This is a genomic window from Sulfobacillus thermosulfidooxidans DSM 9293, assembly GCF_900176145.1.
Lineage (GTDB): Bacteria > Bacillota > Sulfobacillia > Sulfobacillales > Sulfobacillaceae > Sulfobacillus > Sulfobacillus thermosulfidooxidans.
On the sequence record NZ_FWWY01000001.1, the window covers coordinates 1,723,617 to 1,736,080 of the forward strand.

The 12,464-nt window shown below is 49.5% G+C and carries 11 protein-coding genes; 5 read left to right on the forward strand and 6 right to left on the reverse strand.

Annotated features, from left to right (window positions below):
- Positions 1–10 precede the first annotated feature (10 nt).
- From B8987_RS08645 to B8987_RS08655, 3 genes are read right to left on the reverse strand one after another with little or no spacing between them, the layout of a single operon-like run.
- A complete protein-coding gene (locus B8987_RS08645) occupies positions 11–1,051 on the reverse strand; it encodes a Kelch repeat-containing protein (protein WP_020375704.1) in 1,041 nt (346 codons plus the stop codon).
- Positions 1,048–2,781: a helicase-associated domain-containing protein gene (locus B8987_RS08650; RefSeq protein ID WP_020375705.1), complete on the reverse strand. Its 1,734-nt coding sequence runs from the start codon at positions 2,779–2,781 to the stop codon at positions 1,048–1,050. The genes B8987_RS08645 and B8987_RS08650 overlap by 4 nt, the downstream gene beginning before the upstream one ends.
- Positions 2,778–4,496, reverse strand: a complete 1,719-nt coding sequence (locus tag B8987_RS08655; protein ID WP_020375706.1) for a DNA repair helicase XPB — start codon at positions 4,494–4,496, stop codon at positions 2,778–2,780. The genes B8987_RS08650 and B8987_RS08655 overlap by 4 nt, the downstream gene beginning before the upstream one ends.
- Positions 4,497–4,611: 115 nt before the next feature.
- On the opposite strand from B8987_RS08655, the gene B8987_RS08660 reads away from it, so the two are divergent.
- Entirely contained in the window at positions 4,612–5,109 is a 498-nt protein-coding gene (locus B8987_RS08660) for a GAF domain-containing protein (RefSeq protein WP_020375707.1), read from the forward strand.
- 4 nt (positions 5,110–5,113) lie between these two features.
- On the opposite strand, the gene B8987_RS08665 is transcribed toward B8987_RS08660, so the two are convergent.
- A complete protein-coding gene (locus B8987_RS08665) occupies positions 5,114–5,572 on the reverse strand; it encodes an HAD hydrolase family protein (RefSeq protein WP_020375708.1) in 459 nt (152 codons plus the stop codon).
- Between the two features lie 184 nt (positions 5,573–5,756).
- Here B8987_RS08665 and B8987_RS08670 point away from each other — a divergent pair, with 184 nt between their 5' ends.
- Together B8987_RS08670 and B8987_RS08675 are read left to right on the forward strand one after the other, a co-directional pair.
- The gene (locus B8987_RS08670; RefSeq protein WP_020375709.1) at positions 5,757–6,695 is read left to right on the forward strand and encodes a GntR family transcriptional regulator; all 939 of its coding nucleotides are present in this window, start codon (positions 5,757–5,759) and stop codon (positions 6,693–6,695) included.
- Positions 6,692–7,960 carry an amino acid permease gene (locus B8987_RS08675; RefSeq protein WP_020375710.1) on the forward strand — a complete coding sequence of 423 codons (1,269 nt, stop codon included), beginning with the start codon at positions 6,692–6,694 and terminating at the stop codon, positions 7,958–7,960. Before B8987_RS08670 ends, B8987_RS08675 begins: the two co-directional genes overlap by 4 nt.
- A gap of 62 nt (positions 7,961–8,022) precedes the next feature.
- Here B8987_RS08675 and B8987_RS08680 read toward each other — a convergent pair whose 3' ends face one another.
- Positions 8,023–8,679, reverse strand: coding sequence for a helix-turn-helix domain-containing protein (locus B8987_RS08680; protein WP_020375711.1), 657 nt, complete (start codon positions 8,677–8,679; stop codon positions 8,023–8,025).
- Positions 8,680–9,166: 487 nt separating this feature from the next.
- On the opposite strand from B8987_RS08680, the gene B8987_RS08685 reads away from it, so the two are divergent.
- Positions 9,167–9,733: a TQO small subunit DoxD gene (locus B8987_RS08685; protein WP_139793508.1), complete on the forward strand. Its 567-nt coding sequence runs from the start codon at positions 9,167–9,169 to the stop codon at positions 9,731–9,733.
- A gap of 177 nt (positions 9,734–9,910) precedes the next feature.
- Here the strand turns inward: B8987_RS08685 and B8987_RS08690 are convergent, their stop codons facing one another.
- On the reverse strand, positions 9,911–11,146 hold the full coding sequence (locus B8987_RS08690) for an IS110 family RNA-guided transposase (protein WP_084661229.1): 1,236 nt from the start codon (positions 11,144–11,146) through the stop codon (positions 9,911–9,913).
- A 387-nt stretch (positions 11,147–11,533) separates the two neighbouring features.
- Between B8987_RS08690 and B8987_RS08695 the strand changes: the two genes are divergently transcribed.
- Positions 11,534–12,067 carry a TQO small subunit DoxA domain-containing protein gene (locus B8987_RS08695; RefSeq protein WP_020375714.1) on the forward strand — a complete coding sequence of 178 codons (534 nt, stop codon included), beginning with the start codon at positions 11,534–11,536 and terminating at the stop codon, positions 12,065–12,067.
- Positions 12,068–12,464 lie beyond the last annotated feature (397 nt).

Genomic DNA, 12,464 nt, shown 5'->3' on the forward strand with positions numbered 1-12,464 from the left:
GGCCCACACTCTAAGAGGATGCCTGAGGATGAGGCGCACTCACTATTAGCTTCAGAACTCTGATGGTCGCAGTCGGACCCCCAGGTGTTACCCCGCCAATAATCCAAATTTGGTGATTCATGATGCCTGCTGCGAATTGGGTGAGGGCGGTAGGCAAATGAGCGGTAGTCAGGATTAGGGAATGGGAGGTGATCACCCAAATAGTGGATAAAAGGTGATGGGGGCTGGTTTCTCCGCCTAATAGCCAAAAATGATGCTGTAGATAGACCATTTGCGCACCCGAGATGCCATACGGCAATTGTAAGGTGTTGATCAAGTGATGCGAGGACAGCTGGTAAATCCACACCGATGAGTTCATAGACCCGTTCGGTAAAATGCCTCCCGCGACAACGAGCATATTGTTTCCCACTTGGACTGTCGGATCTTTGACCGCTTGAGGTAATAATCCCCAATTTTGGATGGTTCCATTTGCGGAAGAGAGCTCATAGATTCGCGCTGAAAAACCGCCATGGCTATTGCCGCCAACGAGAAAGCTCGCGCGAGAAGTGACCGCTACCCCAGCATTGCTTAAAGCAACTGGCAAAAAATGGGATAAAGTTTGATGACTTTGTACGTTGATAGCAGTTGTGCTCGGTGTGTTATGGGGACTTCCCCCGGCCCACCATATCATATTTTGGGAGTTCAGTAGCGCACCCCCGGGGGGTAAAGACAAAGAGGGACCTTGTACTAAGCCGCCAGGGCTTATGGCGTAGGATACACCTTGGGGATGGGAATTGTCTTGTGAAGTTCCTGCTACCAAAATGTTATTGCCTACGGTAATGCCTTGTATATTCTTCAGCGGAAAAGGCAAAGCGAACGCCGGATAATGGGTGAGGCATCTTACGGGCAAAGAGGCCCTGTGCACCGCCTGAAGATTTGGTCTTGCCTGAGAGGTATTCGGCGTGTGTGAAAAGCCAGCATGTCCAAAAATGATCCAGATGAGGATCGCTATGAGGGTCATGAGAAAAACAAAGAAGCGAGGACGTACCCGCCAACGCGATTGAATGATCATGATGTCTCAACCTCATAGCTGTCGATTTGGTTCAAATACAAGGTTAAGACCTGATTATTATCGAGGACCCCGTCTAGCGCAATAGGATCAATGTGAATGGGGCGTAAGCGGATAACTTCTGGCGCATTTTTTCCTGCTGGGCGGTATCGGATCCTGACCATTTTGCCCGTGCCAACCAAGTTACGAATCTTTCGACTAAGCCCTAAAGGATTTCCTTGTTGGACGCTACGGCGGCGACTATCAAATGCATCATCCTCATAATAATAATCATATGACGTGTACGCGTTCATTTTTGTTTCTCGGTTAGCATCTAATTCATGAACAATCGGGATAAGCGGAATTCCCGATTTGTCCAACGCTTGTGTTATCCCTTTCAGATCGGCCCGATTTACAATTAGTTCGGTGGGAGAGAGGCGTTTTATGATCAATGGACCTAAAATCCGTTCGGCATTATAGGAATCCTCGGCAGTGGCACTGTGAAGAATGGTGGCGTGAATGACACTGTGGCGGGTGAGTTGGCGAAACCAATCACGAATATTATGTTCTAAATTGCTAGGAATCGGTACGCGTGACATGTCTTGTAACCGCTGTAAATAGGTGTCAGGATCCCAACCATCTAAAACGGCGGTGGTGATACTATGCCGATTAATATGATAAACGCGCATTTGGTCATATTTTTTGATCTCGGCCATGCCATCCAAGTCCCATAAAGTCGATAGCGACGTGTTGGGCGGCACAAGAACCTCCCCGGTGGGTTCAATGACCAACGTTTGATCACTGAGAGGCTCGAATTCATGACGAATCCAGCCAAAATAGTAAGGATTCGTTAACCGTCCTAAGAATTTATTATGTTTTTCCCATATGCCCAATTGAACCAAATGGTCTAGAAAATAGGAAAGACTGTAGAGATCAAAGGCACCGGGAAGTCTTTGACCTTTTGCCCATTTTAGCAAGACTTCCGTATCAAGCCATTCGTCGGGAGCTAATAACGCGGCGAGAGCTATGGTGATGAGTTGAAAAGGTGTGCCGTGTTCCAGTGCAAATTGAAGATATCGACTCAAAATTTCTGACAATCCATGGGCAAAAAAATCTTCGACATCTAACGAAGCTTCTATGGTTCGCTCTGGTCCCCGTTGCAGTAGATGATAATAGAAACCGACTCGCATAGCCTCATCGATCGTGTCATCAGAAATGGAGGCGGGCAATATTTTTTTCATTTTGACCAGGGTGCGGCGATAGATTTGGCCGTTGGTGGTGATTGGCAATGGTTCTTTTCGGGCTTGGCTGAGCAGGTGAAAGAGAGGCAAAATCGCTTCAAAACCGTTGGTTAAAGGAGACCGAGGTGTTTTTACCGGACTCGTTAAGGCTAAGGGACGGTCTATTAACAAGCTATCTAAAATCGCCGGATAAAAGTCAAAAGGAATAACTGGTCTGACGTAGCCATCTGTTAGGGTAAACAGAAGGAAGCCCTGATTTAACTTCTCGATAAGTTTCTCATCGCGGTGAAGTGCAGACAGGGGATGATATCCGGCTAAATCTTCGACAAGAAATTGTAATAAGTTTTGTCCTTCTTTTTTATTTAAGGTCCCAATAACCTGGGAGATGCGCTCAGGATCTAATAAAGTTTCCCAGACGAATTCCCTGGAATATTGACCAAAGGCGGTCATATGCCATAAAGGTTCTGGTCCTAAACTATCCAAAACTAATGATAAGGAATAGTATGTGCTCACGAATTCCCTCCTGGAAAGCGGATAATAGGAGCAGATTGTTCGCGGGGCGCTCCCTTTTCATCGGCATGGGCGATTTCATAGCGGTAGCCTTGTTCGCACAAAAAGAGTTGGCGTTTTTGCGCAAAATCTTGTTCTTTGGTGTCTTCTGAGACGATTGTGTAAAAAGTTGCGGGTCCTCCATCCTTTTTCGGCCGTAAAATACGGCCTAAGCGTTGGGCCTCTTCCTGTCGTGAACCAAAAGCTCCGGAAACCTGAATGGCGACATTGGCGTCAGGCAGATCAATGGCAAAGTTGGCGACTTTGGAGACAATGAGGACGGGAATTTCGCCGTCCCGAAATTGTTGATATAATTTTTCCCGTTCAGCCACAGGCGTTTGTCCCGTAATCATGGGGGCATGAATTTCTTGCCGAATTTGTTCCAACTGGTCGAGGTATTGACCAATTATCAAGATGTGGTCGCCTTCGTGATCAGCGAGTAACTCATGGATTGTGCCAATTTTGGCAGGATTGGAGGCCGCAATGCGAGCGCGTTCGTTGTCTTCAGCCATGGCATAGCGTTCGCGCCACGATTCGGGCATACACACCCGGATTTCGCGACATGAGGCTTCTGCAATCCACCCTTGTTGTTCGAGATCTTTCCAAGGCATGTCAAAGCGTTTGGGACCTATGAGGGAAAACACATCATCAGCGCGGCCGTCTTCGCGAATGAGGGTTGCCGTCAGACCGAGGCGTCTTCTGGCTTGCAAACTGGCTGTTAAGCGAAAAACGGGCGCAGGCAATAGATGGACTTCATCATAAATGATAAGACCCCAGTCATGATCATCTAAGCGGTAAAAATGAACGTATTCGCCTTTTTGGCGGTGGCTTAACAATTGATAGGTCGTTAGCGTAACCGGTTTGATGGATTTGGTCCGTGAGGAATATTCACCAATGTCCTCTGGGCTAAGCGACGTTTTGTCGAGCAATTCATCACGCCATTGGTGTAAAGAGGCGACTGATGTTGTCAAAATCAAAGTATGGGCCCTGACTTTTTCCATAACACCAAGTCCCACTAATGTCTTTCCCGCTCCACAGGGAAGGACAATGACGCCACTTCCCCGGTCCACAGCACCATCACCCCAGAACGATTGAACTGCGTCAATTTGATAGGGCCGGAGCCGAAAATCTTGACCCCGCTTATCCTGTTCGCGTAAGGAGAATGCCAAAGGCGAACCGGGGGTATAGCCCGCCCGGTCATCAGCAGGCCACCCCGCTTTGGCCAGTGCTTGTTTTAAGAGCCCCCGGTGAGCGGGGTCGATCCGGTAACCGGGCTTTAGCTCTTCACCGAGAAATGGATCCACATTTTTATGATGTTTGATCTGAGTCAGTAGCCACGGATCATCGCTGGTGAGCCATAATCCGTGGCCATCTGGGGCCACTTCTAACCGTAGTTTGCCGTAGCGCCGTCCTTGATCTTCGATGAACTGCTGAACTTCTGTCGGCACTGGATATTGCGCATAGCGGGTTAAACGGCTGAGCATGTCTTCAGGACTTAAACCTGAGGCCACGGCGTTCCATAATGACAACGAGCTAATGCGATAGGTATGGACATGTTCTGGACTTTTCACGAGCTCGGCAAAACCGACAAGGCTATCGCGGGCTTCCTCAAATAAGGGGTTATTCACTTCAAGTAGTAAGGTGCGATCCGACTGAACAATAAGTGGCAGGCGATCCACGAATGAGCCTCCCCGATTCCAGCATATAGTTAAATCCATTGTATCGAATTGCGACAAGATCCGCCATGACGCCAATATGATAAAATAAACGGCATATGCATCAAGGAGCGGATCAATGGAATTCGAAAACATGCTGCAACAAGGAGCCACAATCGACGACGTCAAAACGTTTGCGCGTTCGATTATTGAAGGCGAAAGAAACCGTATTGCGACCCTCGCAAATATTTCAGCCCTGCTCAATCAATATCTCTCCCAGATAAACTGGGTGGGGTTTTACCTCTTAATTCCAGGGACAGACTCTCTGGTTTTAGGCCCTTTCCAAGGGTTGGTGGCGTGTACCCGCATTGCTGTCGGACAAGGTGTGGTCGGACAGTGTGCCAAGCTCCACCAGACGATTGTGGTGCCTAATGTCTTAGAATTTCCCGGCCACATTGCCTGCGATAGCCAGTCCCGGTCCGAAATTGTCGTTCCTATCCACTCAGCTCAGCAAATGGTTGGAGTCCTAGATGTGGATTCCCCAGAGTTTGACCGGTTTCACGAACCAGAACAGGAGGTTTTAGAAACCGTGGCCCAGTTACTGGGAGAGAATTGGACACAGATGACCCAAAACTAGCCGATTAAAGGCGCAAAGTCGCCTTTAATCGGTTGGGTTTGAGCAAGAGATCAATGGCGTCTTGTCCTTTACGGACAACAATATCTGATGCCAGCAATGTCTTGGTAAAGGCCCCTTCAAAGCCAATGACACAAATCGCCAAATCGGCGGCTTGGAGCATCTCGGTGTCATTGGCTCCATTTCCTACGGCTATAACCCGTTGTAGTTTTTTGACGTACTGCGTTTTATCTTCAGCGACTTGGATGAGAACCGGAGCAATGCCCGTTATCCGGCGGATGGTATCAATTTGGCCATGGGTACCAGCAGTCAGAATGTGAACGTGAATCAGCTTGTTAAGATCTTGCAAACTCAGTGCCATCGTTTCACTAATGCGACCATCGGTGGCCAACGTGCCATTTAAATCAAAAACGACATGATCATATTCTCTGAGGCCGAGGCCTGGGATATCAATACTTAGTGCCACGCGGAATTGCTCCTTTTGACGGGTTAACTGGTCTTTCTGATGAACTGGATGATTACGGTTTTATTCTCTCTAAGTCAGCAAAACTTGACAATAGTTAAATTCATCCGAATCCTGGAAATCTTCTTGGCAGATGGGTGATTTGTTGGTAAACTGTACTACAAATATAGAACAGAGGTACAGATGAATGGATGTTTTTGTAAATCCTAAATGGGAATGGCCGATTCATGATCAATTGTTTCGTCAATTGAAGGCCGCCATCGAAGATGGCTGTTGGCAAGATGGCGAAAGGCTCCCTAGTGTGCGGGAGTTGGCGGCTGTGTTAAGGATTCACCGAAACACCGTGGTCAAGGTCTATGCCGCCCTCGAAGAATTAGGGTATGTATCGAGCCACAGCGGTAAGGGATTTTTTGTTCATCCGCCTGCAAAAAAGCCTCTGTCACACGAAATGGAGCAGCTGATTAAAGAAACCTTGGAGCGTATTCGGGACTTGGGTGAAGATCCTGTGTTATTTGCCCAAGCTTTATTACCGCGGGCAATGCGCGAACATGCCAAAGAAAAGCCGCGGGTTCGGCTGGCCGTCATTGAGTGTACATCGGAACAAACCACGTTATTAGCCGAAGATTTGGCGCGTGCGCTCGACGTTGATGTTGAACCTATTGTTTTAGAGGCTTTGGCGCGGTGGAATAAAACGGATTTGAATCAATTCGCCCTGTTTGTTACCACGTTTCAACATGTTGAAGAGGTACAACAAGCCCTCCCAGGACGGTCTAATGCGGTGATTCCAGGCCTTCTTAGCGCCCATTTAGAGACCATTAAGGCGTTACAAAACCTTTCTCAAGGAGACAGAGTTGGCATTGCTTGTGTCAATTGGGAAGGAACACATCGGCTGCGTGACATGATTCATCAAGCCGGATTCGACGATATTAATGTGGTTGAAGCATCGTTAGAGGAACCCCAAACATTGCCCAGGCTGCTTGAGGACGTGCCGCTTATCGTAGCGGCCACCAAAGTGGCAGAAATACTGAAAGCATTTAAGCCTGACGCACCGGTGATCGTGGATGACCGGACTTTTACCGAAGGCACATTGCGAGAAATCCGTTCACGATTGGAGCAAAACGCATGACGACCCTAAGACGCGTATTGACATGGCGAGAAGGCGCGGGCATGACCATTGCCGGAGTATTGGGATCTGGGATTCTTATTCTACCAACCTTAACCGCTCAGTTGGCGGGGCCGGCAGCAATCATCGCATGGCTTGTTATGACCTTGATGGCAATTCCCATGGCCAAAACATTTGGAAAGCTGGCTATCTACCGTCCCGATGCGGGCGGCATCGCCAGTTATGCTCGTTTAGCATTTGGACCGAAAGCCGGAAAAATCGTAGGAATTCTTTATTTGGGCACAGTGCCTGTGGCCGCTCCGGCTGCAGCGTTGATTGGCGCAGGATATTTAGGAGCATTATGTCACTGGTCGCCCGCTGATGTGGTGTTTGTGGCCGCAGGACTATTAGCGACGGCCCTTTTGGTCAATTATTTTGGTATTCAATTTTCCGGTTGGGCGGCTACGGCTGTAGTAGTCGCTATTAGTGGCCTTCTATTAATTGCGGTGCTTAGTGCCCTGCCGCATGTGAGCGCGCGGGCGTTCGTGCCTTTTTTGCCGCATGGGTGGTGGCCTGTTGGAGAATCGGTGGCGCTACTTTATTGGGCATTTGTCGGCTGGGAAATGATCGGCCATTTATCGGAAGAATTCATAAATCCCGTGCGTGATATTCCAAGAGCCTTGATGGTTGCTGTGGCTGTCGTGGGCATTTTATATCTGGCAGTATCTTCGGTGAGTATTGGCACTATGGCTTACCACATGCAATCCCATGGAGCGGGGTTATCCGTGCTCATTGGTATGGAACTGGGGAGGGTGGGAGCTATTATTACCGCGGTGATTGCGCTCTTAATCACCTATGGAACGATGCATACCTATATTGCTGGCTTTTCCCGGCTCGTTTATGCGCAAGCTCGGACGGGTGATTTACCTCGCTTTTTTGCTCATTTGCATCCCATAAGACGAACGCCCGCGCGGGTGTTTGCTGCGCTGCTGCTGCCCGATGCGGTGGTCCTAGGTAGTGTGTTGGTGTTTCATACCTCCCTGGCCCAATTGATCGCGTGGCCGTCGGCTGTTTTCATTGTACTTTACCTGGTGGCGATGTTAGCCGCATGGCGCTTGTTGCCGGGATTCTCAGCACGGCTATTGGCATTGCTCGGGGCGCTGATCAGTGCTCTTGCCTTGATTTTTGTGGGATGGGCGATGATTTTGCCTATCGCATTAGCTTTTCTTGGGTGGTGGCTTAAAGTCCCACGTGTTGAGAAGGCGATCCCGCCTGAGGAAATAGCGTAAACCTACTTGTCAGGCGGGAAGCTCGTTGTGGCTTTTCGATAGTCGAATGGGAATGAGATTTGTTATTGGGGTTGCTCGTTGTCCGGGTGCGATGCAATGAGTTTCTCAATCTCTGCAATCCGGTCTTCAATGTCAGCTTTCTGTGCTTCTAGGTGACGTTTCATGCTCTTTAGACTAAGCAAGTCTTCGGGATCATAAAAGGGATTGGACATCATTCCCGGACGACGTCCCATCGCCCCTCCCATGGCATGCATACCGTGATTCCCCCTGTGCTGACATCCCATTTTGTTCATCATCATGGGTATCTCTTCCTCCTTTGCGATATTGACAAGAGTACCATCGCCGTTCTGATCGGGATGATCGGTGTCGAGGTGGTATATGGCCGCTTCGAGATGTTCCAAACGTTCGCGTGTGATTTGCTCGCCTGCTTTAACATATCCGCCAGTCATCAAGAATTTAACGGAGAGGCCCAAATACAAGGCCGCGTCTTGAAGTGAGAACGGCAGGGTAGCGTCCCACTGGGGTTCGGGCGGAAGAGCCTTTCCTAATTTGAGAGCGAGACGTTGAACATCGTCATACTTAAACCGGCGGTGGTGAATTTGTCCTTGTCCGATGCGGTAGCTGGGTAAATGATATTGATTCGCATACCAGCGGACAGTCGCCGGCGAAACGCCAAGTAACATGGCAACTTCTTGAACCCTTAAGTAATGGCCAAACATCTTCTCACCTCAATGTCATCATAGAATAGATTTCTATTGATTGCAAGAAAATCTTATAATACTTATAAGTTATTCTCCATTAAGCAGAATATCCCATGGTCCTGTGTTTATCCTCATTCTTTCTCACTTGTTCTTTGGCATCCACTAAAATCTTGAATTTCCCGCATCCTTTCGGAACAAAGATTATCCTTTGTTGCTCTTGGGAACTGATCAAAATCGCATTATCTTAAATGACGTCAACGATGTTGATGTGCTCTTATTATTACAACTGTTTTAATACTGCTGCATAGGGTGCAGCAGATCATTGTATGTTTGGCTTTAAAGAATAAAGTAGAGTGCTCTTTTTTTATGAGAGGGATTTGCCAAAATAGCAAAAGAATGGAAGTAATTAGTGTAAAATAAAAATAGTTCCAAATTTACTGTCAATTTTTGATTCTAGGTTTACCTTTATTGAATAATTTTGGCGCTGAAATAAGGAGTGATTAAGATGGTACAAACGCAAGCTCCGACTGATACGATTGTTGCGAAAGACCCAGTAGAAACCAACTGGATACCCGTATCTTATTTGTGGCCTTTGCGTTTTATTTTAGGATTTCAGTTCTTATCGGCGTGGGCTCGCCGGTACATTAACGCACCAGCGAAATTAGATTGGTATGCCAAAAGTAATATTGCCCACAAGTTTAGCACCATGATGCCGCACGCTTTACCGCCGATTCGGGCCATGATGCAATGGCTCTTGTTACATCCCCATTTGGCCTGGGCGTTTTTAATCACGTTTACATGGATTGAATTTACGGTGGGTCTCTTTCTTTTAACAGGTACCATGACCCGGTTGGCCGCTTTAGGTGGCACGTTACTATCATTCGGTATGTTATTTGGTAACGGGTGGCTTGGAACGGCATGTATCGACGAGTTTCAAATTGGGACGGTCGAAGGAATTGGCGCTATGATCTTCCTCTTTATTGGTGCCGGCAGCTTTAGTGTGGATCACTGGATTCACAAATACTGGGACGGTCATGTCCGCCTTGGCAAATTAGATATTCACTTGACCTAATTAAAAATCGAACAATGGGAATCAGTCGAAATCGCTGTCTCGTGTTTTGAGATCGATAAAGTCCCGCGGTTAAATGTCAAGAACCGATCAGCTTAGGACAACGACGAACAGGGCCAGGGCAACATAAACCTGCCTAAAAGGAGGTGGTAGATAATGGCAAATCAGTTGTCAATCCCTTTAGTGCGGCATCAACTTCCTTTCGTCGTAGATTTGGCCCCGGGTCAGCATCCCGTAGACCACGCCGACCAACTTGCGTGCCGTCAAGACCAACGCCCGCTTATGCGCGTGGTGCGTGGCTTCGTGGTACTTCTTCTCGTAAAAGGCTTTGAACTGCGGGTCCCGCACCCGGACCCTCTCCGCCGCTTCGATGAAGTAGTACCGCAAATAGACGTTCCCCGTCCGCGTCAGCGGACGGATGTCGGCATCAAAATTCCCCGATTGATGCGGGCGCCAGGTCAGCCCCGCATATTTGGCCAAGGCATTTTCCGACGGAAATCGTTCGATGGGACCGATTTCGGCCAAGAGGCCCGCGCCATAGACCGGACCAATCCCCGGAATCGTGGTCAGGGTTTGGCGAAACGCCTGCATGTCACGGGCAATCACTTTGTCCAGCGCCTGTTGTTGATGTTCCAAGGCCCGGATGGTGTCCAAATGCAGGACCAAGCTTTGGTGCCGCGCGTCCTGCTCGTCCGGATGCAACCGAAAGGCGCGCCGCGCCAAGCGGTGCAAGGTCTGCGCAATGTCATCGGGCGCTTTCAGCCGTTGGCGACCGGCCGCCGCGATTTCCGCCACCAGATCCGCCAGCGGGATGGCTGCCAGCGTATCGGGCGTGTAGCGTTCCAACACGGTTTGCGACGCTACCCCAAAGACGTTCGAGAAAAACGGCTCCTCCGTATGGGCATACTGCCCCCAGACACAAAACAATTGCACCAACGCGCGATTTTTTTCTTGGGTGATGAGGTGGCTCAGCTGCCGACGATGGCGGGTCAAGACCTGCAACGCCGCATAGCGCGGATCCGGCGGGGTCCAGGGCGTGACGCGCCCAAACCGCATGACATCCGCAATCAGGGCGGCATCCGCTCGGTCGGTTTTGCCCCGATCCACATAGGTCTCTCGGAATTTCTGGACGACTTTCGGATTGAGGACGTACCAGGTGGGTTGCCACCGCTGCAAGTCGGGGGTTTGCGTCAGCCATTCCATCAGCGGCACATGGTACACGGACGTGGCCTCGACGCCAATGGCCAGCCGCGCGTACGGCGCGGCGTGGGGGTGCAGCCAGGCGACGAATTGCTCGGCCCCCGCCTGATCGTTGGGGACGGTCGTCCGCGCGACGACCTGGCCATCCGCCGCCATCGCGCAGACGACGTGAGCCCCGAGACTGGTGTCAATACCGACGTACAACACGCTATCCATGGGATTTCACCTCCCTTCGCGGAGGAATGCATCGGGAACGGGATTTCGCCGACGCGCCGACGCCTTCGCCGCAACCTCGCTTATAAGCCGTCATCGCCACCCGCGGTGTGCGATAGACCGGTGCCACGGGTCTCCACGGGGGGAGCGGCATCCCGCGCGTTAACTGTGACGAAGCGGCGTCGCCGACTCACAGACTTTCGAAGCCGTCAATCCGGCAGGAGGAATGCAGTCTTGAATCGTCCCGATCTTCTTCGAGCATCGCCGACGAAACCCGATCTGGCAAGCCTGATCATCCCGAATGCCGATTGCTGCTGGCCGCGAGGCAGGCCTCAAGATAAAGCCTCAGGGTAGCAGAATCAATTTCTTTATACGAGGAGGAATCAGGTCATGCAAGTTGAGCGAGAGTCACGGCAGCCCGCCAAAGCGGCGGTACTGAAAAAACAAAGCATTGGCATGTTAATTGTCGCCATGTTTTTGACCTTGTGGGCATACCAATTTGAACACCATGGCTTGTGGGGCAAATTGGTGAATTACAACAAAGCGCCGAAACTGGTGTTAACGGGAACGACAGTGAGCCCTCATACTTTAAACTTAGAAGTGTATCGTCCCAATGGCCCAGACACCTACGGCAACTTTGTGGTTGAAGTTACGGTGCAAGGTACGACGGAATCGACACCAGCGGAAATCTGGGGACCGAAACAATTGGCGGCGGTGAATCCTTCAGCCATTCACAATAAATACTTCTTTCAAAAAGTGTCAGAAGGGCCATGGGGATTTGTCGTACCCTTGTCCGCAGAAGCCACGATTCAATTGCCTTTGAGTCCGTCGGCCCAAGCTAAATTGCAAGGCCAAAGTCAGGCCGTTGTGACCGTGGAAGATGTAAGTGGATTGAAGTGGCAAACGACGGTACCCGTGAAATAAATTTGACGTAAAGAGTTTAGACCTCCTCCCCCCAAAAAGCTTGAAACGGGAGGAGGTCTAAACCTTTATTCCAAATGTCTTTTTTTCTCGATTCGAATTCCCTTGTTGTCCGCACATCTTTTTCCAGAATTTCTTAGGACCAACTTCCCTTCGAAAATGTCTTTTGAAGTTGTTAAGGTGAAGACTTGTTGCCTTAGACCATTAAAAAATTTGACAAGGGAATAAAAACGGTAGTCTTCCCATATCCTAGAACCAACGGCTTTTTGGTTTGTACGGCAGCTTGTCTTCAAAATAACAGAGTCACGCATTTTTTCTAACTGATCACTACAGATTGACCATCTGGGTCATATCATGGCACAATGTGGTTAACAGGTCATGGTGTTGACCGTGGCTTTAA